A 24,626-nucleotide genomic window follows, 5' to 3' on the forward strand; every position below is an offset into this window, starting at 1 on the left:
TCGACCAGACCGGTGTCGATGACGAGTCGCTTATACGTTGGCGTGCGTGGTGCGATCCACGACTGCCGGGGTGTTATGCCGAGTCCATTCCCATCAGGTTTTCCGCATGCTCCTGCCAGCTCGGTAGCTTATTGAGGACGCCGGTCTTGGCGAGGTAGTCCTCGTCTACCTCCGTGCCGCTGGCCAGCGCCATCGCCACGTGGACCGCGCCGGTGATCCAGAAGCTGCGAGTACTGGAGCGCTGTGGCTGGCGGTGGAACGCCACCGCTTCGATGATCGGCATCGGCAGGCCCCACAGACCTAGCAGGTAGGCGCCAGCCTCGGTATGGCCTGGACGCATGTCGTCCGCATCCACGAGTGGTTTGTACTCGTCGCGGATGCCCGGCAGCAGCATGCCGATGTCGGCCAGCAATGCCGCAGTCGAGCCGAGTTCGGCGCTGGATGCCGGCAGCATCTTCGACGCCAATTTGGATGCGAGCAGCGAGCGTTGTTGCAGCGCGTTGCGATCGGCGTTGGAGAGCGTCTGTACCGAGAATACCTCGCTGGCCAGTATCAAATCGCGCAGGGTGGCGATACCCAGCCGAGTAACGGCAGTACGCAGATCGGAGATGGTACGGCCGTTGGAGAAGAAGGCCGAATTGCATAATTGCAGGACCTTGGCCGCGATGGCGGGATCGCCCGAGACCAACTTGGAGAGAACGGCGGCATCGCTGCCTTCGTCCTGTTCCAGTGCGCTCATCAGGCTCAGGTACAGATGTGGGGGTGTCGGCAGCTTATCGATACGGCCAATGCTGGTGCGTAGTCGCTTATTGCCGAGCAGCTCTCGCAGCTCTTCGAGGTTGGTGATCGCCTCCAGCAGTAGCTCCGGCGATAGCGGCAGTGGCAGGAAACGGTGCGCCACGCCGATGATCCGTGCTGGCGGCGCGCGATTGCTCTGTTCGGCTTCAATCAGCGCGATGCGGATGGTTTCCGGGCTCAGCGTGCGGATCTGGCCGAGCAGGGTGGCGGTGGTCAGGTCCGGTAGCGTCGGCGCGGCGATCACCGCGTCAAATTGCACGGTGGCGGCCACCGCGATGGCGGTATTGCCATCCGCCGCGCTCTGGACTTGCCAACCCTCGTCAAGATCGCGGAGGTATTCCGTGATTTCAGCCGGAAGGCTCGCTTCGTCGCCGACGAATAGGATGCGCAAGTGAATTTACCCCGAAAAAACCGGATCGTCCCCGACCGGTGCGATCATTCCGTTGCCTAATTTACTCCAAAACTCTCCGGCACTTCTTTGTCGGCGATGGCAAAACGTGAAATGGCATTGGTCGCGGCGGAACCTGACGATCCAGCCGCGACCTCTGCTTAGGCGTTAGCGTCGAAGCGAGCGACGGCAGCGCGCAGGATATCCTTGGCTTCCGCGGCGTTGCCCCAGCCATCCAGCTTGACCCACTTGCCTTTTTCCAGGTCCTTGTAGTGTTCGAAGAAGTGGCCGATGCGTTCCATCCAGTGGCCCGATACCTGAGAGATGTCCTCGATATGGGCATAGCCCTGGAACACTTTGGCCACCGGCACAGCCAGGAGTTTCTCGTCGCTGCCGGCCTCGTCGCTCATCTTCAGCACGCCGACCGGGCGGCAGCGCACCACGCAGCCGGGCACCAGCGGTAACGGCAGTACCACCAGCACGTCGGCCGGGTCGCCGTCGCCGCACAGGGTGTTGGGGACGTAGCCGTAGTTGCACGGATAGCGCATCGGCGTGGACAGGATACGGTCGACGAAGATGGCGCCGCTGGCCTTGTCCACTTCGTACTTGACCGGTTCCGAGTCCTTAGGGATTTCGATGACGACGTTGATTTCTTCCGGCAGGTTCTTGCCGGAGTTGACCAGTTCCAGACCCATGGGTGAGCTCCAGTAGAGTGGCTTCTTGAAAAGGACCCGCATTCTAGTCGCTTGATTGTTGCAATGCAGAGTCCCTGGGCCTGGGGAGATTCCCACACTCTGTTCGGATTGCGGCCCCGAGCCGATGCGGGATAGTCCGATGGCGCTAGCACCGTGCGGTCGGCACGCTGTCTGTCCCCTCCTTATCGGAACAAGGCGATGAACGCAGTTCGGTATTTGTTAGGGCTGCTGCTGGCGGTGCCGGTGCTGGTCTGTGCTGGTGCGCGGGCTTGCAATGCGGCACAGGTGCAACCGGTTTACGTGGACGCGATGGACTATCCCGGCCCGGGCGAGGGCGGGGAGGCATTCGCTGATCTGGAGCAGCGATTGGCCCACGATTTCGAGCGGTTGTGCGGTGACACTTTTTGCGCGGGCGATTACAGCGCCTACCGGCCGTTGCGCTACCGCTGCTCGGTGCGTCAGCACGATGGGGTGATCGGGCAATGCGTGTGGACTTTCGGCGCCAGCGAGGCCAGCATCGACCCGGACACCGGTCGGGTGCTGGTCGATGCGCGGCTGTGGCAATGCACCACGCCCCTGCTGCCGCAGACCCGTCTGGCGGCGTTGTACAAGGCGCTGGCAGGCCAGCGGCCGTTGCTGGCGCCGTTGCCGCATCAGCGGCGCAGCATCAACGATGGTTTGATGGACTGCCTGTCGCCATAACCGACGCATGTTGGCTGCGGCCGATCATGGTGAGGCCTTCTACAACAGTGGTACCAGCAGCAGTGCGACGATGTTGATGATCTTGATCAGCGGGTTGATCGCCGGGCCGGCGGTGTCCTTGTACGGGTCGCCGACAGTGTCGCCAGTGACCGCAGCCTTGTGCGCCTCGCTGCCCTTGCCGCCGAAGTGGCCGTCCTCGATGTACTTCTTGGCGTTGTCCCAGGCGCCGCCGCCGGTGGTCATCGAGATCGCCACGAACAAGCCGGTGACGATGGTGCCGATCAGCAGTCCGCCGAGCGCGCGGGGTCCCAGCAGCAGTCCGACCACGATCGGCACCGCGACCGGCAACAGCGACGGCACGATCATCTCGCGGATCGCCGAACGGGTCAGCATGTCCACCGCGCGGTCGTACTGCGGCTTCCCGGTGCCTTGCATGATGCCGGCGATCTCGCGGAACTGGCGCCGCACTTCCACCACCACCGCGCCTGCCGCACGGCCCACCGCCTCCATCGCCATCGCGCCGAACAGGTAGGGGATCAGCCCGCCGATCAGCAGGCCGATGATCACGGTGTGGTCGGACAGGTCGAAGGCGAAATCCTCGCCGGGATGCGCGGCGCGCAGGTTGTGCGTGTAGTCGGCGAACAGCACCAGCGCGGCCAGCGCCGCCGAACCGATCGCATAGCCCTTGGTCACCGCCTTGGTGGTGTTGCCGACCGCATCCAGTGGATCGGTGACGGCACGCACCTCTGGCGGCAACTCGGCCATCTCGGCGATGCCGCCGGCGTTGTCGGTGATCGGGCCGTAGGCGTCCAGGGCCACGATCATGCCCGCCATCGACAACATCGCGGTTGCGGCGATGGCGATGCCGTACAGGCCCGACAGCGCGAACGCCGCCCAGATCGCCACGCACACCGCGATCACCGGCAATGCGGTGGATTTCATCGAAATGCCGAGGCCAGCGATGATGTTGGTGCCGTGGCCGGTGGTGCTGGCCGCGGCCACGTGTTGCACTGGCGCGTATTGGGTGCCGGTGTAGTACTCGGTGATCCACACGATCAGGCCGGTCAGTGCCAGCCCGATCAAGGCGCAGCCATAGAGTTTGCCGACGCCGGCCACGGTATCGCCCATCAATTGCTGGGTCACTGGCCAGAACGCCAGTGCGGCCAGCACCGCCGACACCACCACGCCCTTGTACAGCGCGCCCATGATCGAGCCGCCCGGGCGCACACGCACGAAAAAGGTGCCGACGATCGACGCCACGATCGACACACCGCCGAGGACCAGCGGATACAGCACGGCGTTGCGTCCTGCCTCCACTGCCATCAGACCGCCCAGGAGCATCGTCGCGATGAGCGTGACGGCGTAGGTTTCGAACAGGTCCGCGGCCATGCCGGCGCAGTCGCCGACATTGTCGCCGACGTTATCGGCGATCACCGCGGGGTTGCGTGGGTCGTCCTCGGGAATTCCGGCCTCGACCTTGCCCACCAGGTCCGCGCCGACGTCAGCGCCCTTGGTGAAAATGCCGCCGCCCAGGCGCGCGAAGATCGAAATCAGCGAACTGCCGAAGGCCAGCCCGACCAGAGCATGCAGGCTGTCGGCGACGCCATGTCCAAGCCATTGCAGCGTGCCGTAATAGCCGGCCACGCCGATCAATCCAAGCCCCACCACCAGCATGCCGGTGATCGCACCGCCGCGGAATGCGACGTTCATCGCCGGGCCTAGTCCGCGCCGTGCCGCTTCGGCGGTGCGCACGTTCGCGCGCACCGACAGGTTCATGCCGATGTAGCCGGCGACCCCAGACAGCACCGCGCCGATGGCGAAGCCACCAGCGGTGTACCAACTCAGGAACACCCCGACCAGAACCAACAAGATTCCACCGGCGATGGCGATGGTCAGGTACTGACGGTTGAGGTAGGCGCGTGCGCCTTCCTGGATTGCATCGGCGATTTGCCGCATGCGTTCGTTGCCGGCGGGTTGTGCCAGGATCCAGCGCGTGGATACGATGCCATAAAGGATCGCCAGACCTGCGCACACCAATGCCACGGTCACCGCATATCGTTCCAACATGACCCCTCCCAAGGATGTGGATGACGCCCAAGCGCTGGACATGCTGTGGGAACCCACCGCAGGAACGTCAACATGTAACGATTCCGCAGTCGTAAGGTGCCGCTGGCGCGGCTGGTCATCCCGACCTGGCTTGAGCATCCCGAGTATGCGCCTGGCCCCGCTAGGCCGCCAGCAACCCGCCGGGACGTGGCATTTTGGCATTGGGTTCAGTTGACGCATGGCAGCGTGGCGCATCGCTTCCGAGGAACAATTCGATGCAATCCATGCTTTCCCTGCGCACATGCGGATCGACGCTGGCCTTGAGCCTGTGCCTATTGGCGCCCCTGAGTGCGCTCGCTGCCGACCCCACTCCGGAATTGCAGCGCTCCGTCGGCGCGCCGCAAGCCGTGGGCGTAGTGCACACGATCCGGCAGATTCCCGAGGCCTGTGCGCGTTTCGAAGGCCAATACACCGGCGATGCCGCACAGCCGTATCGCTTTTCGGCAGTGCGCAGCAGCCCCACCTGCCAGCCGCGCGCCAAGCTGGTGGAGTTCGACCAGGCCAAGCCCAGCGAAGCGACCGGCTGGAAGTTCAACGATCTGATCCGCGTCCCCAGTGCGGCTTGTCCCACGCAGCAGGCGGTGGTGCGGGTCTGGCGCAAGCCGGTCGCGCTGAACACCGAGCGCGATGGCCAGGGCCAGTCGCGGATCTACCTGCAAGAGGCCAAGCAGCAGGCGGACGCCGGCAAAATTGCGCAGATACCGGAGTTCACCGCGCAAATGACCCTGGAAGGCAGTGCATGCCACTGAGTGGGTTGGTTTGATGCAGGTGCTCCGCACCGACGTCTTGCTCCAGCAGATGCCGCCTGCGCTGGGCGGCACTGCTGGTGGGCTGGCCTCGTCAGCCTATGGATGGTGGATGGTTCGTCTGTGCGTGCCCGATGGCATCGGACTTGGCGTCATCCTTCCCAGAGCGGTAGTTTTTTCTTCACCGCCACGTTCTTCAGTGTCACGTACTTGGGCATGCCATCGTTGCCATAGGGCAGCGACGCCTCGCCATGGATCAGTGGTTGTAGATAGCGGCGCGCTTTCTCGGTGATGCCGAAACCGTCCTTGCGCAGGAACGAGGCCGGCATTTTCTTCTCATGATTGGCGATCTTGCGTAGCGGCGCGGCCTCGATCTTCCAGCGGTAAGGCGTCTGGCTGCTGCGCACGATCACCGGCATCACCGCGTTCATGCCTTGCAGGGCGAATTGCACGGCCGCCTTGCCAACCGCTTGCGCCTGCTCCCAATCGGTGCGCGAGGCGATATGGCGCGCCGAGCGTTGCAGGTAGTCGGGCAGGGCCCAGTGCACCTTGTAGCCGAGTTCGGCCTTGACCTTGCCGGCGAGGTACGCCGCCACGCCGCCGAGCTGGCTGTGCCCGAACGCGTCGGTACCGCCGCCCGCATCGGCGACGAAGCGCCCGTCTGCGGTTCGAATGCCTTCGCTGGCGACCACCACGCACCAACCGACCTGGTCCACCACCTTGCGTACCTGTGCCAGGAAGGCTGCTTCGTCGTAGGCACGCTCGGGGAACAGGATGATCTGCGGCGCATCCTCCGGCGATTGCGCGGCCAGTCCGGCGGCGGCGGCGAGCCAGCCGGCGTGCCGGCCCATGGCCTCGTAGACAAAGACTTTGGTCGACGTTGCCGCCATGGCGGCAACGTCCAGCGCGGCTTCCCGCACCGCCACCGCAGTGTATTTGGCCGCCGAGCCGAAACCTGGGCAGGTGTCGGTTAGCGCCAAGTCGTTGTCGATGGTCTTGGGCACCCCGATGCAATGCAGGCGATAGCCGAAGGCCTGTGCCAGTTGCGCGACCTTCCACGCGGTATCGGCCGAATCGTTGCCGCCGTTGTACAGGAAGTAGCGGACATCGTGTGCCTGCAGCACCTGCAGCAGGCGCGCGTACTTGGCCTGATCGGCTTCCAGCGATTTGAGCTTGTAGCGGCACGAGCCGAAGGCGCCGCCGGGGGTGTGTGTCAACGCGCGAATCGCCGCCGCCGATTCCTTGGAGGTGTCGATCAGGTCTTCGCGCAGTGCGCCGAGAATGCCGTTGCGCGCGGCCAGTACCTTGACCTTGCGCGCCCGCGCCTCGCCGATCACGGCGGCGGCGCTGGCGTTGATGACGGCGGTGACGCCGCCGGATTGGGCGTAGAGCAGGGTGCCTTGGGCCATGGTCGAGGGTCGCTCCTGGGTGGGGACATTGTCGGGACATTGCCCGGATGCGGTAAGCTGGGAGGCTTGCGGCGCAGCGTTGGCCTGCGAGTCTAACGCTGCCGGTCATGCACGGTAATTTCCTTGAGGAGTCAGGTTGATGCGATTGGTTCTATTGGGACCGCCCGGATCGGGCAAGGGCACGCAGGCGGCCCGCCTGAAGGACACACTGCAGATTCCGCACATTTCCACCGGTGATCTGCTGCGCGCGGAAGTGGCCGCCGGCACGCCGCTGGGCGTGCAAGCCAAAGAAGTCATGGCGCGCGGCGACCTGGTCTCCGACGATATTCTGCTGGGCATGCTGGCATCGCGCCTGAGTCGCGAGGATGTGCGCAACGGCTTCATCCTCGATGGTTATCCGCGCAATCTGGCCCAGGCGGGCGCGCTGGATGAATTGCTGGCCAGACTCGGCCAACCGCTGGGCGCGGTGGTGCAGCTGGACGTCGCCACCGATCTGCTGGTGGAACGCATCGCTGGCCGCGCCAAGGCCGAGGGCCGCGAGGACGATAATCCCGCGTCGGTGCGCAAACGATTGCAGGTGTACAACGATTCGACGGCGCCGGTGATCGGCTTCTACGATAAGCGCGGCAAGCTCGCGCGCGTGGATGGTGTGGGCTCGCTGGACGAGGTCCTCGCCCGCATTCTGGCCGCGATCGGCCGCTGAGGCACCAGCGCAGTGACGTCTGCGGACGCGCTCGATGCCCGTCCGCCGGCAACCTCGCGGGCTGCCGTGCCGGCCGCTGCCGCGCTAGATCGTCGTATCGGGTCGCGTCGCGTGCAGTGTGGCTGGATAATGCGAGCGCCTGCTGAGCCTGTTCGCTTGTGCATGGCGCATCCGCATGCTGCCACTGTGCAGTCGCCACCGCCTCAGACGATTTGCCAGTTTGCGTGGGTCGGGGGATCGGCGACAATCGGTCCATGAGCAAGATCCATATTCTCGGCATCGCCGGTACGTTCATGGGCGGTGTCGCCGCGCTTGCGCGGGAACTCGGCCATGTGGTCGAGGGCAGCGACCAGGCGATCTATCCGCCGATGTCCACGCAGTTGGAGCAATTGGGTATCGCCTTGAAGCAGGGCTACCTGCCGGAGCACATCGATGCCGACTGCGCGCAGGTGATCGTCGGCAATGCGCTCTCGCGCGGCAACCCCGCCGTGGAGGCGGTGCTCGATGCTGGGCGCGCTTACATGTCCGGGGCGCAGTGGCTGAGCGAGCAGGTCTTGCCCGGGCGCGATACGCTGGCAGTGGCGGGCACCCATGGCAAGACCACCACCACCAGCATCCTGACCTGGTTACTGCAGGCAGCCGGTCGCGAGCCGGGGTTCCTGATCGGCGGAGTGGCCGAGGATTTCGGCGTGTCGGCGCGCCTGGGCGGCCGTGTCGCGGCCCCGCAGCGGCCGTTGTTCGTGGTCGAGGCCGACGAATACGACACCGCCTTCTTCGACAAGCGCAGCAAGTTCGTGCACTACCGGCCGCTGGTGGCGATCCTCAACAACCTTGAATACGATCACGCCGATATCTTTCCCGATGTCGCCGCGATCCAGCGTCAGTTCCACCACCTGGTGCGCACGGTGCCGCGCCGTGGCCGTCTGATCGTCAACGGCGAGGACGCGCATCTACGCGAGGTGCTGGCGATGGGCTGCTGGACACCAGTGGAGCGCTTTGGCTTGGATCCGGAATTCGATTGGAGCGCGCGTCTACTTGCCGCCGATGGCAGCCGTTTTGCGGTGCTGCATGCAGGCCAGCCATTGGGCGTGGTCGAATGGTCTTTGCTCGGTCGCCACAACGTGATGAACGCGCTGGCGGCTTTGGCGGCGGCGCATGCGGTTGGCGTGGCTCCTGCGCAGGTAATACCCGCGTTGGCGCGTTTTCGTAGTGTCAAGCGGCGGCTGGAAGTGCTTGGTCAGGCGCAGGGCATCACCGTGTACGACGATTTCGCCCATCATCCCACCGCGATCCGCACCACTTTGGAAGGATTGCGTGCCAGGGTCGGTGCGGCGCGTATCGTGGTGGCGATGGAGCCGCGCAGTAATTCGATGCGCTTGGGCGCGCATGCCGACGCGCTGGCGCCGTCGCTGGAGGTGGCCGATGCGGTGGTGTTCCTGCAGCGTCCAGAACTGGCCTGGGACGCTGCCAAGGTGATCGCCGCAGTGCGCGGTCAGGCGTGTGTCGCCGCCGACGTGGACGCGTTGCTGGTTGTCCTGCAGGCGCAGGCGCGCGCGGGCGACCATGTGGTGTTCATGTCCAACGGTGGTTTCGATGGCGCGCCGCGGCGCTTTCTGTCGGCGCTTCAATGATCCTGTTTGAACGCAGCGGAGTGTGCGAGTGAGCGCGGAGCGAACGACACTGCCGCTGTTCATGCTGCATAAGGCGCTGCTACCGGGCGCCTGGATGAAGCTGCGCGTGTTCGAACCGCGTTATCTCGACTTGGTCCGCGAGTGTGGCCGTCAAGACAGCGGTTTCGGTGTTTGCTTGATCCTCCATGGCAGTGAGACTGGTGCCGCAGCGTTACCTGCTGAGTTCGGCACCGAGGCGCGCATCGTCGATTTCGATGTCGGCCCCGATGGCGTGCTGCTGTTGAGTCTGCGCGGCGCGCGGCGCTTTCATGTAGCGCGTCACTGGACCCGCGACAACGGCCTGGTGATTGGCGATGTGGCGTGGTGCGAACCGGATCACGACGACGAACTGCGTCCGCAGCATGCGTTGCTGGCGACGCTGCTGGAGAGTCTGTTGGACCAGGCGGCTGCGGTGTATCCGGTGCCCGGTGCGCGCCTGCTCGATCAGGCCGCCTGGGTCGGCTGGCGTCTGGCCGAACTGCTGCCGATTGACGAACGGCAACGCCTGTTGCTGTTGCAGCAAGACGATCCGCATGTGCGGCTGGAGCAATTGCTGTCCTGGATTCCGTGAGTAGCGATTCATGGCGGCGTGCCGATTCTCGCGCAGGGTTCGGCACCAGTAATTCTGAGGGTGGCACATAAGCTAGCCATGCGCCGCGTGCCATGAGCACGAAGGTCGGCGGGCGACGGCATAGCTCGGGCGCGCCGCGCTCCCTGTGTGGATGATGATTGGTTGCCTCCTTCCGTATTGCGGCGGTGGCCGACACTGGCCCAGCGCAACGGATGATCGGACGCCTGCATCGCGTTTTCATCCATGATCGAGGACTTCGTATGACACGCTCTTTACTACTTTCAATACTTTCTGTCAGCGGTTGCGTGAGTCTTCCGGCCATGGCCGCAGGCACTGTGCGCTGCCGAGCCTAAGCCGCAGTTTTCCTGTTGCACGCGGGGTTCGCCTGCGCGCTTGCCGGGGCACGGTAAGCGCATAGCGATTCCACCCGAGTATCCAGCGCTGCAGGCAATATCGGCACCTGCGTGTGGGCCGTGTCGTCGAGCCACCAGCCGGTTTGTGGTTGTCCCGGTTAGGGAAGGTTTGATCAACGCGGCCTGAAGATGAAGCAAGCCACATCGACTGAGCTGAGCACGCTCAGATCCTCGGTTTTTCGCCGTTTCCGGCGTATTTCAGGCGTATTGCCTGGGTGACAGGCACACCTTTCCCGCAACAGGCATTAACTGTTTGCGCTTGAGCCACAGGTTCGACAGTGCAAACAGCGTCAATACCTGTGCGGTGTTTTTCGCCAGGCCGCGATAGCGCACCTTGACGTAACCAAACTGACGCTTGATCACCCGGAACGGATGTTCCACCTTCGCGCGCAGGCTGGCCTTGGTGTGCTCCCACCGCTTGGCCAACTTCAATTCGCGTTTGCTCGTGATCTGCTTCAGCTTCGAGGGCTTCTCGGCGATCAGGTAGCGCAACTTGCGCTTACCTTTCATCTCTTCGCGCTTGTCCAGCCCGGTATAGCCACTGTCCCCGCACACCGTGTCCTGCTTGCCGTGCAGGAGCTTGTGCGCCTGCGTGATGTCCGCTGCGTTGGCCGCCGTGCATTCCACGTGGTGGACCAGGCCCGACTCATCGTCCACCCCAATGTGCGCCTTCATCCCGAAGAAGTACTGGTTGCCCTTCTTGGTCTGGCGCATGTCCGGATCGCGCTCGCCGTCCTTCAAGAAAAAGTGGATGCGCAGCATCGTCTCCATCGGATACGGCTGACGCACCGGCTGCCCCGACTTCGGAGAATGCGGCTCGATCAGCGCCAGCAGACCCTTCCACGGCACCACCTGATCCATCTGCGCCAGGAACATCTCGCGCCGCGTCCGCTTGCGCTTGCCGTTGTACTCCGCGTCGCCGAAGGAAAGTTGCATCGTGATTGTCCCGTTGCCTCGATGCGATTGTCGCAGGATCAGGGAGAGTTGTTCAGGCATTCCCTAACAGAAACTGGCAATTCAGACATGCCTTGTGCTGCACAAAAGGCTTAGTGTTGGTGTGGATGCGCGGTTTTTCAGGGAATACTAGTTCTTCCATTGAATTTTCTTGGAAAACTTCGAGCATAAAAACCATATTGTTACTACTGGCAATGCTAATATTGCGTAAAATTTGCACCAGTCACTCGATTTCGTGGAGGTCATTAAAATGGTGGCAATGCTAATATTGCGTAAAATTTGCACCAGTCACTCGATTTCGTGGAGGTCATTAAAATGGCTAAACTGACCAAGCAAAGGCTGTATTGAATATTTTTTAATTTATACATATCAATTCCATGTTTCAATAAAATCCAAAACACTGCAATGCAGTGGGCACGCTCGGAAATCGAACATTCCACTATTGCTACCTTTACTCAAGCACTGAAGACCTGATCTTCAAAACGTGACATCTCAGGCGATTGCTGCGGCCTTAATTCTTGCACGATCCGTCCATGCTCCATCAGCAGGACGCGGTCAGCACTGGCAATGGTTTCAGGGCGGTGCGCCACGATCACCTTGGTCAGTTGCAAGTGCTTCACCGCCTCGTTCACCAAGCGCTCGCGGGTGACATCCAGATGGCTGGTGGCCTCGTCGAGGAACAGCAGCTTCGGCTGCCGATACAGTGCGCGCGCCAGGATCAACCGCTGCTTCTGACCGCCCGACAATGAGCTTCCCATGTCGCCTATCAGACTGTGATAGCCCATCGGCATCGCCACGATGTCCTCATGCACAGCCGCTAGGCGCGCCGCCGCCTCGATCCTGTCTTGATCCGAATCCGGTTGGAAGAAACGGATATTGTCGGCGATGCTGCCCGCGAACAATTGGTCGTCCTGCATCACCGCGCCGACCATGCTGCGGACTGTGCGTGGGCCGAGCTTGTGCAGGTCGTGCCCACCAATACGGATCGTCCCCGCGCTGGGCGTGAGTAACCCTAGCAACAGCTTCACCAGCGTTGTCTTGCCGCAACCAGACCCGCCAATGATGGCCACCGATTCTCCCGGCGTAATGGTGAAACAGCAGTCCTTGACCACCCACGGCTCGCCGTCGGCGTAGCGAAACGACAATCCTTCCACCTCGATGCGTGGCTCGGCGGGTGGTAGTGCGTGCGGTTGTGCGTGATGCTCCTCCGGAGGAGTCAACACGATATCGGCCAGCCGCTCGCCATGCAGACGCAGCATGCGGAACTCGATCCATTTATCGATCAATCCACTCACGCGCGTGGCGAACTGATCCTTGTAGGCCAGGTAGGCAACCAACATGCCGACCGAAAACACGTTGTCCAGCGCCAACCGCGCGCCGATCCAGATCACCGCGATGCGCTCCAGGCCGAACACCAACTGGCTGGCTGTGCTGAAGCCCAGCGACATGCGGGCCAGTTTCACGTCCTGATTGACCGTGTCGTTGAGCAAATTCTCGTAAGTGGAACGACGCATTGATTCTTCACCGGCCACTTTCAAACTTTGCATGCCACGCAGCGATTCCAGCAGATGCGTCTGTTGCTTGGCCGCGGCCACCAATTGTTGTTCGGTGCGGTCGCGCATGGGCCGATAGGCAATGGCGCGGATACCAAGATAAAACGCGACCGCCAGCAGCGTCACCAATGCCAGCTTCCAGCTATAAACCAGCATCAGCACCAGCGTCACCATCGCCATCACCCCATCGATCATCGCTTCGACGAAGCTGGTGGTGAGCGTGTGTTGAATGGTCTGCACCGAAGACATGCGTGAAGTGACATCGCCCAGGTGCCGTTTTTCGAAAAAATCCAGCGGCAACTTGAGCAGGTGCGCGAACACGTTGCCCATCCACTGCAATCCGAGTCTGGAGGAGAGATACACCACCGACCAACCACGCAACAGGCCAATGCCGACTTGCAGCAGCAGCGCCAATCCGAAACCCAGCCCCAGCACCACGAGTAAATCGCGGTCCGCCGACACCAGCACTTGGTCCACCACCCATTGCGTGTAGAACGGCGCCAGGATGACGAAGACCTGCAACGCCATCGACAACAGCGCGATCTGCGACAGCGCACTCCACAGCCCACGGATGGGGCCGGTGAGTTGGCGCGCGGAAATGGAAGGGGCTGCCTTGTGCTGCTTGAACTCGGCAGTTGGCGTCAGTTCCAGCGCCACGCCGGTAAAGTGCTGGGACACCTCTTGGAGCGATAACCTACGCTCACCGATGGCCGGGTCGAGGATCGTCGCTTTGGTTTTTCCAACCTTAGCAAGTACCACGAAGTGGTTGAGATCCCAGTGCAGGACGCAAGGCAGGGCGAGTTGATCCAGTTGTTCCATCTCCAGCCGTAGTGGGCGAGTGGAGAAGCCCAGCGTCTGGGCAATCTCGATCAACTGGTTGAGCTTGATGCCCTTGAGCGACAAGTGGAAGCGTCGGCGTAATTCCGGCAGGCCGAGTTGCATGCCATGCGCCGACGCCACCATCGCCAATGAAGCCAGCCCGCATTCGCTTGCTTCTGCTTGTACAATCGCTTTCATCGCTCAGATCGCTCCAGTTTCTGAAGATGCCAGTATTGGTTTTTTAAGCTCATGCTTGAACCCTATCTCCAATAAGCCAATCACAAGCCCCAACAGCCAACCCGATGCATGCGCAAACCAACTCGTGCGAGGAGAGAGCAATGAGGAAGCCAACATCGTTGCCAATGCGAAATATGCAAACATCCACCAGAGGGCAGGCGGGAATATCTGACGATTGCGTAGCGAGATGCCGACAATCCATCCATATAATGCAAATACTCCGCCGGAGATGCCAAGGAACGCATCCGAGCCGACCCAATGTGGGAGGAATGTCAACAAAAATGCGGGCAATAATACTCCGGATAAGAAAAGTATCCAGATAACCAGCGCCCGGCCAAGCGAGAAAGAAAGCCCGGCTGCAACCATGAGTAAAGAAAAGTTAGCGGCCCAGTGTGCAACACGGAAGCTCATGCTTGAACCCTATCTCCAATAAGCCAATCACAAGCCCCAACAGCCAACCCGATGCATGCGCAAACCAACTCGTGCGAGGAGAGAGCAATGAGGAAGCCAACATCGTTGCCAATGCGAAATATGCAAACATCCACCAGAGGGCAGGCGGGAATATCTGACGATTGCGTAGCGAGATGCCGACAATCCATCCATATAATGCAAATACTCCGCCGGAGATGCCAAGGAACGCATCCGAGCCGACCCAATGTGGGAGGAATGTCAACAAAAATGCGGGCAATAATACTCCGGATAAGAAAAGTATCCAGATAACCAGCGCCCGGCCAAGCGAGAAAGAAAGCCCGGCTGCAACCATGAGTAAAGAAAAGTTAGCGGCCCAGTGTGCAACACCGGAATGCAGGAAAGGCCCGCTGAGATAGCGCCATGGTTGGTGCGGCGCATCTTGGAAAACAAGCCCGTACTGCTCTATCAGATTGAAGAGGCTACCGGTGCGCGTCTGAAGGTAGAGCTGAATTCCACCGATCGCTATCATCATGACGGCGATTGAAAGTATTTGCTTGCTCGCCTGTAAATAACACCATGCGGAGAATCGAGAGTATTCGCGCAGGCTCGATAATTTTCGGAAAATAAGTAGATATTGAGAGATTAAGAATATTGCGAATAACGTGATTGCTGCGCTTGCTTTGATGAAATAAGTGCCATCGGTTTTGAAGCTTGCAATGGCGAAGCCTAGTGCCATGCATGACATCAGGGAAAATAATACAAGGAATTGGGAGAGCATTCTTTTTTGAATTTGAGGTGCCATGCGTGCAAAGCAAACAGGGGGTAGCATCGACTTTTCGCCCGGGATCGACACGATGATCGGGTCGAATGGATGCCATTGCCAGGTCGCGCGTCGTACTGCGGATTCACCCTCTAATCGACGTCCCCAAGGTGGTCGCCATGCTGACCATCTGTCTGGTGCACGGGGAAAACTCTCGTCTGAATTCCAATGCATGATGCATATTTCCAATGCGTGGAACTGCGCTATTGAACTTGTAGTCAATTAATCTGATTAAGAAAAAACCGAACTATTCGATTTAGCCTGGCTCTATAAGGCATCCAGGCGATATCCGACAAAGATCGTGTGCCGACGAGGTTGAGATGAAAAATCAAATCATGCATTTTGTTCTATAACCATTAAATTTTAAGGTTTACTATGGGGCGGATTTCCAGAAATTTTTTTATATATTAATAATGAAAATATAACGCCAACAAAAATAACGAGGCAACGAATGATGAGGTTTTCATGAAGGAGTGCGGAAGCTATCGTCGTCAGTAAGCATACGAATAGTGCAGCTAAGAGCGGAAGAATATTGTTCATTCTTGGATTCCTGAAATGGCGCGTGGAAATTGCTCCCCAATCGCCATTACGATGTCAGCCAAGTCTAACCATGTGTGCGTACCTTGGATGGCAACATACCTAAAAGTTATGTTGTCAAAGTTCAATTTTCGAAATTGAATTTCATGCATTAAAATTCAAGCTAATTCTGCGCAAAAATCATGGACTTTCTTGGAGATTAATTTTGGTATGATAACTTTGCAGCCATCTTTTACGTCGATTAATTTCACTGAATTTTCTTTCCATGATATAATCTTGGGGAGTTTGCTGAGGTATATAAATCCAGCCTGTTCCTCGCACTTTTTGTATCCAAGCTTATCCAATTTCCCTTGAACTTTATGGCAGAGTTCATTGGCGCTCATTCCTTCGACAATAAAGCTTTTGGGGATGACTTCGTAAAGTGGGAAAAAAGATAGGAAAATGGATGGGGCCATTATGAATATCTTGTCCTCAATATCTCCAGGGAGGATTTCTATTAGGGCAAAAACAAGTATTTCAGCGAAGAAAAGATAGAAAAAAAAGCTTGCTACTTGACTGATCGACTGAAAGGGGATAAATCTTCTTTTAAGGCTTAATTCCCAGCGGAAATCTTTAATTGGAGCCATTATTTCCTCCATTTTTAAGTGGCCCTCGCATTGGAGGACCACTGCTACTGGTTAAGATGCCGGTGTAGTATAATACCATATTACTCCGATGCCGGCTCCCACTGCTGCGCCACCAATCATTGCGATTGGACCGGCAACGCTTCCGACTTCAAGTCCTTCAAGAAAACCGCCAATTATAGCTGTTGCAGCACTGCGACCCAATGATGAAGAGGCAGCGCCTACTGCAGCATCGACGGGATCGAATCCGCCGCTCACTTCCATCATTTCCACAGCAGTCAATTCACGCATTGTAATATCCTTGTTAAGTCGACGCAGCACCCCTCCGTCACGGGATTTTGGGTTTTTCCCAAAAAATTAATCGGTGAATTCAGTTTTGAATCGCAATTCTCCTGAGAAAATTCTCATTTCGAAACCAATCATCTGCCAAGCGACAACAACGGCTCAAACACCCATTCGATCAACTTTCTCCGCTCGCCGATGATGTCGGCCTGCAACAGCATCCCCGGCTTGAGCATTTCGGGCTTGCCGTAGGCCATGACACTTTGCCGCCCCAGCGCAACGGTGACGCGGTAATACGGCTCCCCCTGCTGGACATTGCCGATCAACGCACCCAACTCACTCGAACTCAGCGCACTGCGGCTGATCCGGCTCAGGCGGCCTTGCTGGTGACCAAACTTCTGATACGGGAAGGCTTGATAGCGCAGCAGCACGGTATCCCCGGGAGCGATAAAGCCGATGGCCCGGCTGGGGACCAGTAATTCGGCTTCCAGGCGTCCATCGCCCGGCACCACGCTTAGTAGTGGCTGCCCGAGTTGGATCGCTTGCCCTGGTTTTGCCATCTGTGTGGCCACCACGCCTGCCACGGGCGCCGTCACCACTAACGCGCCACTGACCTGGGTTTGCACCTGTTCCTGTTCCACCACCGCCGCATCCCGTCGATAATCGGCTTGCACGCCCCCGCGCTGCCCCGGCAACACACGCAGTTGTTGTTCGATCTGCGCCGCGTTGCGTCGCATCTCTGTCGCCTGCCGCTGCAAGGCCTGCATCTGGCTGGTGTATTCCAGCGCACTGGATTCCTGTTGCTTGATTTGCAGCACGCTGACGTATTTGTTGTCTTGCAATTGGCGCCAGCGTTGCAGCACCTCATTGGAAAGGGCGATCTGGTTGCGACGGGTGGCGATTTCTGCGTCCACCTGCACCAATTCCTGGCGCAGATTGGCCAACTGCGCACGCAGGCCCTGCTCTTGCGCATCCAATTGCTGCAACTGCGCTTGCTCGGACGATTTCAAGCCTTCGCCGCGCTGACGCAATTGGTGTTGCAGTGCCGCTTCCGTGTCGCCGCTGCCCAGGGTCGCGCGCGGAACCGTGACCACGCCGAGCATCTGCCCGGCCTTGACCCGTTGCCCTTCGCTGACCTCCAGTCGGCTCACGACGCCGGTGGCCGGCGCCATCACCGTGGCCAGGCCCTTGATCGGCACCAGTTGCCCGGTCACCGTTGAGCGGTGGGCGTAGGTGCCCATGGACAAGAAGACCACGACGGATGCCGCCACGATGACGGCGGCGCTGGCAAGTACCCATACCCGCACGGGCTGCGCCAAGGAGATGCCGCCCAGCCAACTGTTCCGGCGTGCTTACAGCACTTCCTGGCGGAACAGGGTCATGGGGTGTTTCCTTGATCGGTGTTGCGGGCCGTGTGGTGTGCGGACACCATCATCTCGAGCAGGGTGAATGTGCCGATCAACGCCGCCTCCAAGATCGGTAACGCCTGCTGCGGTAGCACGGTGGCTGCCTGGATGCCGCGTGTGCTGAGCATCGCCGCGAGGATGGCAGCCAGCGTCACCCAATTGAGCCGGACGCCACGAAGCCGGACGATGCCGATGATCGGCATGGCCAAGAGAAGGCCGTCAAGCAATAGCGTGGAGATGGATTCAAACATGCGACGCTCGATCCTTCGAAACGGCTAAGAGTAGTTTTGGAGGGAGTTGGGCGTCTTAGCGGACCAACATTTGCCCCTTCGCAATCATTAATAAACATTAAATTTGCAGGTGTCAAGAAACAAGAGTGTGTCGAATCTCACGTTTTGAATTTTCATGTCGAGCAGTGATGCCAGTAGGTATCGGGGAGCTCTAAGTATTTGAGAGGCTAAGTCGCTGTCGCTTTGGGCGATTAATCATTTTGACTAATTTCTGGTGCTATGTCGTTTATTGATTTTGCAATTTTCTTCAACATGTAAGCGGGTCCAGTCACCATTACCCCGGATTTGGTTTCTTTGAAAATGATATTTTGAGCATCAAATCTAAGTAATCTATGTAGCCGTGGAACCCAGATATCATGCTTGGCTTGAGAATATCCAAGTTTGTAAATAGTCTCTTTCGTGTGATTTAATGATTCTGGCCCAATTTGGGTGCGGGAAATCCAGGTTATGCGAAGATGCACGATTAGTCCGATGCAGTAACCGATAGATGCCCCGCGGAAGCTGCTATGTTCAGGAAGGAACAGCAGTGTCGTAATTCCAACAAGTAACAGGCTGATATAGAAAGCCATTTTATAACGGTCGGCGCTCTGTATGCGCCAGCTCATGCTTTTTATTTTATTCATGAATTTTCCTCAAGATGACTGGTTTTTTTTGGGGGGCTGCGGCGTTTGAAAAAATTAAAATTTCCTGTAATTATTACGATTGCAGTACCAATGACTTCACCGATGCCTGCGCCGAAGATTGCCCCTTACTCTGCGCTTTCTGCTGCGCCAAGTATAGTTCTTAGGGTATTCTTAACTTGCAAGCGCAACACGTAAGTTGAATTGAGCGATCTCTTCTTCCTGAGTCTGATTTAGTGTCTTCCAGACGGACTTCTGGCGTGGTCGAGTGTTCATCAGGTCAGCGACATTATTGAGATATTCCTGGCTTGCCTTGGAAATGTCCGCTCCCTTGGGCATGAATTGACGCAGTATTTCGTTGATATTCTCATCGCTCCCGCGTTGCCAAGGTGCATGGCGCATTACCCTCAGCAAGTATGTGCTTAAAACGCAGGCGCGGCGACGCTGCCGATAGCGCTTGGCCGCGAGACTGGCGGTGCGCACAGAGGCGTTCTGTCGTGTCACGTCACACGATAACGTAGATGCACCTCGTCAGAGTCAGAGTCGGCGCGCGATGGAGCGGATGTTCGCACCGTTGCCGAGTTCGATCTGCAGCAACGCGTGTTCTTCGCAACTCAAATGGTGGTATTGCATTCCCAATGCCAACACCCGACGTGATTGCTGGGTGTTGCGCTTGGAAATTGAGTCTACGGATAAAATGTGCAAAATTATCCGATAGATCAGAAGGGTACATGGGCACATCCTGTCGTCATTCCGAGGAGAGCGGCACGATGTACACGATGGGATGGAACGTCAGAAGGTTGCTGCCAGGAGTCACGTTGGCGGTGGTCATTGCGCTGTTGGCGTGGTTGGTCGAGTGGGCGCAATTGCAGTGGTTGGGGCGGCGGTGGATCGATGCGCTGGTGTTTGCGATCGTGCTCGGCACGTTGCTGCGTACCGCATGCACGCTGCCATCGTGCGTTCATGACGGAATCGCTTTCGCCGCCAAATTGCCGCTGGAACTGGCCATCGTGCTGCTCGGGGCCACCGTCGGCCTTGCCGCCATCGGTGCGGCTGGCGGCTGGTTATTGCTCACGATTGCCGTCGTCGTACTGTTGGCCATCGGGATCGGCTACGGCATCGGCCGCGCGTTTGGCCTGCCGTCGCGCCTGGCGACGTTGGTGGCCTGCGGCAACGCGATCTGCGGTAATTCGGCGATCGTGGCGGCCGCGCCGGTCATCGATGCCGATTCGCAGGACGTGGCCGCTTCGATCGCATTCACCGCGGCACTCGGCATCGTGGTGGTGCTGGTGCTGCCGCTGACGGTGCCGTTGCTGGATCTGGATCAGCACCACTACGGCATCCTGGCCGGCATGACCGTGTATGCGGTGCCGCAGGTACTGGCGGCGACCCTGCCGGTCGGTGCCGTCAGCGCTCAGGTCGGTACGCTGGTCAAGTTGATGCGGGTGGTGATGCTGGGGCCGGTGCTGCTGTTGCTGGGTGTACTCAGTGGCCGCCGACAGACGCAGCGCAGACCGCTCCATGCCCTGGTGCCGTGGTTCGTGTTCGGTTTTATCGGCATGATGGGATTACGTGCGTGCGGACTGCTGCCGGCGTTGTTGGTGGACGTGGCGCAATCGGGCTCTTCTCTGCTGACCTTGCTGGCAATGGCGGCCTTGGGGTTGTCGGTAAACCTGCGGGCGATGTTGGCCTCCGGCGGTCGAGTGCTTGCGGCTGGGGCGTTGTCGTTGTTGGCGCTGGCGAGTATCAGCGTGCTGCTGTTGCGCTGGCTGCCCTGACCGCGAACGCATATTCGTTGTCTCGCAAGTACATTCCGGCGCATGGCATCGCCGCCAGGGTGTAATAGTCTCCGTGTTGGCGCCGGCGTATGGTGGTGTCCACTTTTCTTTATCGCTTCGTTGCCAGGTGTTCCATGGGACACGACCACAACCACGCGCCGACTCAGATCCGCCACGAAGCGCCTTTATGGTGGGCTCTCGGTTTGACGGCCATGTTCCTGATGGTGGAGGTGGTCGGGGGGCTTGTCACCAATAGCCTGGCGTTACTTTCCGATGCCGCGCACATGGCCACTGATGCGTTGGCGTTGATGATTGCCTTGGTGTCGGTGCGGCTGAGTCGGCGTCCGCCCGATGCCAGGCGCAGCTACGGCTATGTGCGCTTGGAAGCGTTGGGGGCGCTGGTCAACGCGGCGCTGTTGTTCGTGGTGGCCGGTTATATCTTGTGGGAGGCGTTGCAGCGGTTCCATCAACCCCAGCAGATCGCGACAGTCGGCATGCTCGGCATCGCCGCGTTCGGCTTGTTGGTCAACCTGATCGCGATGCGCCTGCTCAAGGCTGGCAGTGGCGATAGTCTGACCATGAAAGGCGCTTATCTGGAAGTGTGGAGCGACATGCTCGGTTCGGTGGCGGTGATTGTCGGCGCGTTGGCGATCCGTCTCACCGGCTGGAAATGGATCGATCCGGTCCTGGCGATCCTCATCGGGGTGTGGGTGCTGCCGCGGACCTGGGTGCTATTGCGCGAGGCGGTCAATGTGCTGCTGGAAGGCGTGCCCAACGGCGTCGACATGGCGGCGGTGCGCAGTCATCTGCATGCGGTGCCGGGCGTGGCGAGCGTGCATGATTTGCATATCTGGGCGCTGGCGTCCAGTACGCCGGCGTTGACGGCGCATGTGGTGTTTGCTCAGGGCATCGATGGTGATGGGTTGCGTGCGCGTTTGCGCGATGAGTTGCACGAACGTTTCGGTATCGATCACATCACCTTGCAGATGGAGGCCGGTCACTGCGGTGCGGCACCGTGCGGTACTCCGGCGGCGAGCGTTGACCACGACCATGATGGTCACGACCACGACCACGACCACGACCACGACCACCGGCATGGTCGTGCGCAGACGCCTCCGCATATTTGAATTGCTCTGTTGTGTGGCAGTAGCCGCGCACGGTTTCCACTGCGTTGCGTCGCGATCAACGTAGTTGGGAGTCAGTGCGCGACATGCGTCGCGAGATCGCCCAACGGTTCAATGACAAACTTCAATCCACGCACCCGCGACAGTCCCTCGCGTTTGCAAACATGTGGGCTTGGTGGAATCTCAAACCACCGTTTCGCGTAATGCCGGCGAGTCCCAACCTGGGCGCGGTGCAAAGCGCTCGCCGTAGCGCGCTTGCAGCATGCGCAAGCGTGCCAGCAGGGTGTCGGCACCAGTGGCACGGATGTGTTGGATGGGGCCGCCACGGAACGGCGCGAAGCCGGTGCCGAAGATCACCCCGGCATCCAATAGATCGGCATCGGCGACCACGTCCTCGTGCAGGCATGCAACGGCTTCGTTGAGCAACGGCAGGATCAGGCGGTCTTCCAGATCGTCCGGCGCGCGGTAGTCGTTGGATAATTCGGGTTTTTTGGCGCGACCGTTTTCCCAGACGTACAGGCCCTTGCCGTCCTTTTTGCCGCGCTTGCCCGGCTCCACCGTCTGCAGCGCCGCCGGAATCGGCAGCCCCAGGAACGGTGCCAGCTCCGCGCCGACGCCAGCGGCCACGTCCAGGCCGACGGTGTCCAGGAGTTCGATCGGGCCCATCGGCATGCCGAACTTCACCGCGACCTTGTCGATCGCAGGGCCGGGAATGCCTTCGGCATACGCGGTGGCCGCTTCCAGCATGTACGGGAACAGCACCCGGTTGACCAGAAATCCCGGCGTGCCGGCGACCGGCACAGGCAGCTTGTCGATCGCCTTGCAGAATGCGGCCAGGCGTTTTTGATTTTCCGTCGGCAGGCCGTCGTGGCAGACGATTTCCACCAATGGCATCTGCGCCACGGGGTTGAAGTAATGCAGGCCGCCGAACTGTGCCGGGCGCTGGAGGTGTTCGCGTAACTCGCTCAACGGAATCGAGGAGGTGTTGGTGCTGAGCAGCGCGTTGGGCTGCATCCGTGGTTCCAGTGTTTGATACAGGTCGCGCTTGGCCTGCGGGTTTTCGATGATGGCTTCGATCACCAAGTCGGCTGTGGACACGCCATCACCGCTCAGATCGCTCTTCAGGCGGGCCGCCACCTCCTGGCGCTTGCTGTCGTCCTTGACGCGCTTGGTGAACAGGTCGCCGGCACGGCGTAGCGCGCCGTCGATGAAGCGCTGTTCGCGGTCCTGCAGGGTCACCTCGAAGCCTTTGTAGGCCGACCACGCCGCGATGTCGCCCCCCATCACGCCAGCGCCGATCACGTGTACGTGGCCGATGCCGTGTTCCTTGCCGCCCAGCGACTTGAGTCGTTCGGTGAGGAAGAAAATGCGGATCAGGTTGCGCGCGGTCGGGGTGCCGGCCAGTTTGACCACCGCTTTGCGTTCGGCGTCCAGGCGTGTCTGGATGTCGCTGCCGCCGTTACGCTCCCATACGTCGATCAACGCATACGGCGCTGGGTAGTGTTCTTTTCGTGCCTTGCGCGCGACCTGCTTGCGCATCTGCGGTGCCAGCAGCTTGCGCGCCAGCCAGGTATTGGTGGCCCAGGCAGTGACACGTTGCGGCAATGGCCGTGCGCTGCCGGACAGCGCCAGCGCCACCGCGTGATCGGTCAGCACCGCTGGCGCGGCGACCTTGTCGATCAGGCCCAGCGTCCGCGCCGCTGTTGCCGATACGGTACGCCCGGTGAGCATCAGATCCATCGCCGCAGGTGCGCCGATCAGCTGCGGCAGGCGTGCGCTGCCGCCCCAGCCGGGGAAGATGCCGAGTTTGGTCTCGGGCAGGCCGATGCGCGTGGACGCATCGTTGGAAGCGACGCGGAAGCGGCAGGCCAGCGCGATCTCGGTGCCGCCGCCCATGCAGAAGCCATGGATCGCCGCCACGGTGGGGCAGGGGAGTTCCGCCAGCTTCTGGAAGGTGGCTTGGCCGCGCCGGATCGCGTCGTTGACGGTGCCGCGGCGGTCCAATTCCTGGAACTCCTTGAGGTCGGCCCCGGCGATGAAGCCATTGGACTTGGCCGAACGGATCACCACGCCCCTGGGCGGATCGATGGCAATGCGGTCGAGCAGCTCGTCCAGTTCCAGCAAGACGGCTTGCGACAGCGCATTGACGGGCGCGTCCTGGCGATCGAGGCTGAGTACGACGATCCCGTCGTCGCGGATGTCCGCTTGCCAGTGACTGAATCGGAGCCCATCGAAGCTTGAGAGCATGGGGGGACCATTCGTGTGTGTATGGAGAAGGCCGTTATCATCCAGAGGTCGTTTCCATCGCGTCAAATCCAAAGCATCGGCATTGACGCGGGTCTTGCGAGCGCTGGTCTTGCGCCAGCCTAACGGACTTCTGGTTAACGTGGTGGGGTGGTGGTCCGTTGGGGGCCGCTGAACTTTTTTCCGAATTGGCGGTCATACGGTCCGACGTAGGTTGGGCTGACAGGAGTGCGGCCCGTTATGGCCGATGTCGAAACATCCCAGGAGCTGGACTCGGAACTGGTCCGGCGTGTGCAGCGCGGCGAAAGCGCGGCGTTCGATGTGCTGGTGCGCAAGTACCAGCACCGGATCGTCGGCCTGATCGGGCGCTACATCGCCGACTGGAGCGAATGTCAGGACGTGGCCCAGGACAGTTTCATTCGCGCTTACCGCGCGATAGGAAGCTTCCGCGGCGATGCTCAGTTCTCTACATGGTTGCACCGGATCGCCGTGAATACCGCCAAGAATTACCTGATTGCCCATAAACGCAGGCCGCCCACCGACGATATCGATGTCCCCGATGCCGAGCAGCTCGACAGCGGCGCGCGTCTGCGCGACACCAATACGCCAGAAGGCGAGCTGATGCGTCACGAGTTGGAACGCACGGTGATGCAGGCGGTCGATGCCCTGCCGGAAGAATTACGTACCGCCATCACCCCCGAATTGGCGGTCATACGGTCCGACGTAG

General features: G+C 60.1%; 21 protein-coding genes and 2 pseudogenes. 8 read left to right on the forward strand and 15 right to left on the reverse strand.

Annotated elements, in window-relative coordinates:
- Nucleotides 1-73 precede the first annotated feature (73 nt).
- Complete coding sequence (locus XANALMUS060_RS00250; RefSeq protein WP_235430314.1) at nt 74-1,195, reverse strand: HDOD domain-containing protein; 1,122 nt, start codon at nt 1,193-1,195, stop codon at nt 74-76.
- A gap of 152 nt (nt 1,196-1,347) precedes the next feature.
- Nucleotides 1,348-1,881, reverse strand: a complete 534-nt coding sequence (gene ppa / locus XANALMUS060_RS00255; RefSeq protein ID WP_045736664.1) for an inorganic diphosphatase — start codon at nt 1,879-1,881, stop codon at nt 1,348-1,350.
- Between the two features lie 198 nt (nt 1,882-2,079).
- Between ppa and XANALMUS060_RS00260 the strand changes: the two genes are divergently transcribed.
- Entirely contained in the window at nt 2,080-2,583 is a 504-nt protein-coding gene (locus XANALMUS060_RS00260; RefSeq protein ID WP_045736665.1) for a hypothetical protein, read from the forward strand.
- 39 nt (nt 2,584-2,622) lie between these two features.
- Here XANALMUS060_RS00260 and XANALMUS060_RS00265 read toward each other — a convergent pair whose 3' ends face one another.
- Nucleotides 2,623-4,650, reverse strand: coding sequence for a sodium-translocating pyrophosphatase (locus XANALMUS060_RS00265; protein WP_045736666.1), 2,028 nt, complete (start codon nt 4,648-4,650; stop codon nt 2,623-2,625).
- A gap of 254 nt (nt 4,651-4,904) precedes the next feature.
- Here XANALMUS060_RS00265 and XANALMUS060_RS00270 point away from each other — a divergent pair, with 254 nt between their 5' ends.
- Entirely contained in the window at nt 4,905-5,438 is a 534-nt protein-coding gene (locus XANALMUS060_RS00270) for a hypothetical protein (RefSeq protein ID WP_045736667.1), read from the forward strand.
- 149 nt (nt 5,439-5,587) lie between these two features.
- Here the strand turns inward: XANALMUS060_RS00270 and XANALMUS060_RS00275 are convergent, their stop codons facing one another.
- Complete coding sequence (locus tag XANALMUS060_RS00275) at nt 5,588-6,844, reverse strand: 6-phosphofructokinase (protein WP_045736668.1); 1,257 nt, start codon at nt 6,842-6,844, stop codon at nt 5,588-5,590.
- A 139-nt stretch (nt 6,845-6,983) separates the two neighbouring features.
- Between XANALMUS060_RS00275 and XANALMUS060_RS00280 the strand changes: the two genes are divergently transcribed.
- The 3 genes from XANALMUS060_RS00280 (at nt 6,984) to XANALMUS060_RS00290 (ending at nt 9,788) form a co-directional block, all read left to right on the forward strand.
- Complete coding sequence (locus XANALMUS060_RS00280; RefSeq protein ID WP_045736669.1) at nt 6,984-7,547, forward strand: adenylate kinase; 564 nt, start codon at nt 6,984-6,986, stop codon at nt 7,545-7,547.
- A gap of 254 nt (nt 7,548-7,801) precedes the next feature.
- On the forward strand, nt 7,802-9,178 hold the full coding sequence (gene mpl / locus XANALMUS060_RS00285) for a UDP-N-acetylmuramate:L-alanyl-gamma-D-glutamyl-meso-diaminopimelate ligase (protein ID WP_045736670.1): 1,377 nt from the start codon (nt 7,802-7,804) through the stop codon (nt 9,176-9,178).
- Nucleotides 9,179-9,206: 28 nt separating this feature from the next.
- On the forward strand, nt 9,207-9,788 hold the full coding sequence (locus XANALMUS060_RS00290) for an LON peptidase substrate-binding domain-containing protein (protein WP_255352336.1): 582 nt from the start codon (nt 9,207-9,209) through the stop codon (nt 9,786-9,788).
- Nucleotides 9,789-10,399: 611 nt separating this feature from the next.
- Here XANALMUS060_RS00290 and XANALMUS060_RS00295 read toward each other — a convergent pair.
- The 10 genes and pseudogenes from XANALMUS060_RS00295 to XANALMUS060_RS21695 all read right to left on the reverse strand — a co-directional run.
- A complete protein-coding gene (locus tag XANALMUS060_RS00295) occupies nt 10,400-11,137 on the reverse strand; it encodes an IS5 family transposase (RefSeq protein ID WP_045737041.1) in 738 nt (245 codons plus the stop codon).
- 473 nt (nt 11,138-11,610) lie between these two features.
- Nucleotides 11,611-13,725 (reverse strand): peptidase domain-containing ABC transporter, encoded by a 2,115-nt coding sequence (locus XANALMUS060_RS00300; protein WP_045736671.1) that lies wholly within the window; start codon nt 13,723-13,725, stop codon nt 11,611-11,613.
- Nucleotides 13,726-13,728: 3 nt separating this feature from the next.
- The gene (locus XANALMUS060_RS18060; RefSeq protein WP_082064747.1) at nt 13,729-14,175 is read right to left on the reverse strand and encodes a rhomboid family intramembrane serine protease; all 447 of its coding nucleotides are present in this window, start codon (nt 14,173-14,175) and stop codon (nt 13,729-13,731) included.
- Nucleotides 14,144-15,028 carry a rhomboid family intramembrane serine protease gene (locus XANALMUS060_RS00305; RefSeq protein WP_235430284.1) on the reverse strand — a complete coding sequence of 295 codons (885 nt, stop codon included), beginning with the start codon at nt 15,026-15,028 and terminating at the stop codon, nt 14,144-14,146. Before XANALMUS060_RS00305 ends, XANALMUS060_RS18060 begins: the two co-directional genes overlap by 32 nt.
- A 662-nt stretch (nt 15,029-15,690) precedes the next feature.
- Complete coding sequence (locus XANALMUS060_RS00310) at nt 15,691-16,158, reverse strand: hypothetical protein (RefSeq protein WP_152640337.1); 468 nt, start codon at nt 16,156-16,158, stop codon at nt 15,691-15,693.
- Between the two features lie 51 nt (nt 16,159-16,209).
- Nucleotides 16,210-16,446 (reverse strand): hypothetical protein, encoded by a 237-nt coding sequence (locus tag XANALMUS060_RS19410; protein WP_152640338.1) that lies wholly within the window; start codon nt 16,444-16,446, stop codon nt 16,210-16,212.
- 128 nt (nt 16,447-16,574) lie between these two features.
- Nucleotides 16,575-17,771 (reverse strand): HlyD family efflux transporter periplasmic adaptor subunit, encoded by a 1,197-nt coding sequence (locus tag XANALMUS060_RS00315; RefSeq protein WP_235430315.1) that lies wholly within the window; start codon nt 17,769-17,771, stop codon nt 16,575-16,577.
- Nucleotides 17,772-17,815: 44 nt separating this feature from the next.
- The gene (locus XANALMUS060_RS00320; RefSeq protein ID WP_045736674.1) at nt 17,816-18,094 is read right to left on the reverse strand and encodes a hypothetical protein; all 279 of its coding nucleotides are present in this window, start codon (nt 18,092-18,094) and stop codon (nt 17,816-17,818) included.
- Nucleotides 18,095-18,324: 230 nt separating this feature from the next.
- Entirely contained in the window at nt 18,325-18,756 is a 432-nt protein-coding gene (locus tag XANALMUS060_RS19415) for a hypothetical protein (protein WP_152640339.1), read from the reverse strand.
- A 171-nt stretch (nt 18,757-18,927) separates the two neighbouring features.
- A pseudogene (locus XANALMUS060_RS21695) lies at nt 18,928-19,149 on the reverse strand (IS30 family transposase); the annotation flags it as partial.
- Between the two features lie 335 nt (nt 19,150-19,484).
- Here XANALMUS060_RS21695 and XANALMUS060_RS00325 point away from each other — a divergent pair.
- Both XANALMUS060_RS00325 and XANALMUS060_RS00330 read left to right on the forward strand, forming a co-directional pair.
- Nucleotides 19,485-20,531, forward strand: a complete 1,047-nt coding sequence (locus XANALMUS060_RS00325; protein ID WP_235430286.1) for a putative sulfate exporter family transporter — start codon at nt 19,485-19,487, stop codon at nt 20,529-20,531.
- A gap of 134 nt (nt 20,532-20,665) precedes the next feature.
- A complete protein-coding gene (locus XANALMUS060_RS00330) occupies nt 20,666-21,658 on the forward strand; it encodes a cation diffusion facilitator family transporter (protein ID WP_045736676.1) in 993 nt (330 codons plus the stop codon).
- 180 nt (nt 21,659-21,838) lie between these two features.
- Here XANALMUS060_RS00330 and XANALMUS060_RS00335 read toward each other — a convergent pair whose 3' ends face one another.
- Nucleotides 21,839-23,902: a 3-hydroxyacyl-CoA dehydrogenase NAD-binding domain-containing protein gene (locus XANALMUS060_RS00335; RefSeq protein WP_045736677.1), complete on the reverse strand. Its 2,064-nt coding sequence runs from the start codon at nt 23,900-23,902 to the stop codon at nt 21,839-21,841.
- 237 nt (nt 23,903-24,139) lie between these two features.
- Here XANALMUS060_RS00335 and rpoE point away from each other — a divergent pair.
- A pseudogene (gene rpoE / locus XANALMUS060_RS18070) lies at nt 24,140-24,595 on the forward strand (RNA polymerase sigma factor RpoE); the annotation flags it as partial.
- Nucleotides 24,596-24,626: the final 31 nt, after the last annotated feature.

The organism is Xanthomonas sp. MUS 060 (genome assembly GCF_000963215.1).
Taxonomy (GTDB): domain Bacteria; phylum Pseudomonadota; class Gammaproteobacteria; order Xanthomonadales; family Xanthomonadaceae; genus Xanthomonas_A.

Bases quoted from the DNA above. Each gene is read 5' to 3' on its own strand.
- ppa (WP_045736664.1), bottom strand. From the start codon at position 1,881: ATGGGTCTGGAACTGGTCAACTCCGGCAAGAACCTGCCGGAAGAAATC.
- XANALMUS060_RS00260 (WP_045736665.1), top strand. From the start codon at position 2,080: ATGAACGCAGTTCGGTATTTGTTAGGGCTGCTGCTGGCGGTGCCGGTG.
- XANALMUS060_RS00265 (WP_045736666.1), bottom strand. From the start codon at position 4,650: ATGTTGGAACGATATGCGGTGACCGTGGCATTGGTGTGCGCAGGTCTG.
- XANALMUS060_RS00270 (WP_045736667.1), top strand. From the start codon at position 4,905: ATGCAATCCATGCTTTCCCTGCGCACATGCGGATCGACGCTGGCCTTG.
- XANALMUS060_RS00275 (WP_045736668.1), bottom strand. From the start codon at position 6,844: ATGGCCCAAGGCACCCTGCTCTACGCCCAATCCGGCGGCGTCACCGCC.
- XANALMUS060_RS00280 (WP_045736669.1), top strand. From the start codon at position 6,984: ATGCGATTGGTTCTATTGGGACCGCCCGGATCGGGCAAGGGCACGCAG.
- mpl (WP_045736670.1), top strand. From the start codon at position 7,802: ATGAGCAAGATCCATATTCTCGGCATCGCCGGTACGTTCATGGGCGGT.
- XANALMUS060_RS00295 (WP_045737041.1), bottom strand. From the start codon at position 11,137: ATGCAACTTTCCTTCGGCGACGCGGAGTACAACGGCAAGCGCAAGCGG.
- XANALMUS060_RS00300 (WP_045736671.1), bottom strand. From the start codon at position 13,725: ATGAAAGCGATTGTACAAGCAGAAGCAAGCGAATGCGGGCTGGCTTCA.
- XANALMUS060_RS18060 (WP_082064747.1), bottom strand. From the start codon at position 14,175: ATGAGCTTCCGTGTTGCACACTGGGCCGCTAACTTTTCTTTACTCATG.
- XANALMUS060_RS00310 (WP_152640337.1), bottom strand. From the start codon at position 16,158: ATGGCTCCAATTAAAGATTTCCGCTGGGAATTAAGCCTTAAAAGAAGA.
- XANALMUS060_RS19410 (WP_152640338.1), bottom strand. From the start codon at position 16,446: ATGCGTGAATTGACTGCTGTGGAAATGATGGAAGTGAGCGGCGGATTC.
- XANALMUS060_RS00320 (WP_045736674.1), bottom strand. From the start codon at position 18,094: ATGTTTGAATCCATCTCCACGCTATTGCTTGACGGCCTTCTCTTGGCC.
- XANALMUS060_RS19415 (WP_152640339.1), bottom strand. From the start codon at position 18,756: ATGAATAAAATAAAAAGCATGAGCTGGCGCATACAGAGCGCCGACCGT.
- XANALMUS060_RS00325 (WP_235430286.1), top strand. From the start codon at position 19,485: ATGGGCACATCCTGTCGTCATTCCGAGGAGAGCGGCACGATGTACACG.
- XANALMUS060_RS00330 (WP_045736676.1), top strand. From the start codon at position 20,666: ATGGGACACGACCACAACCACGCGCCGACTCAGATCCGCCACGAAGCG.
- XANALMUS060_RS00335 (WP_045736677.1), bottom strand. From the start codon at position 23,902: ATGCTCTCAAGCTTCGATGGGCTCCGATTCAGTCACTGGCAAGCGGAC.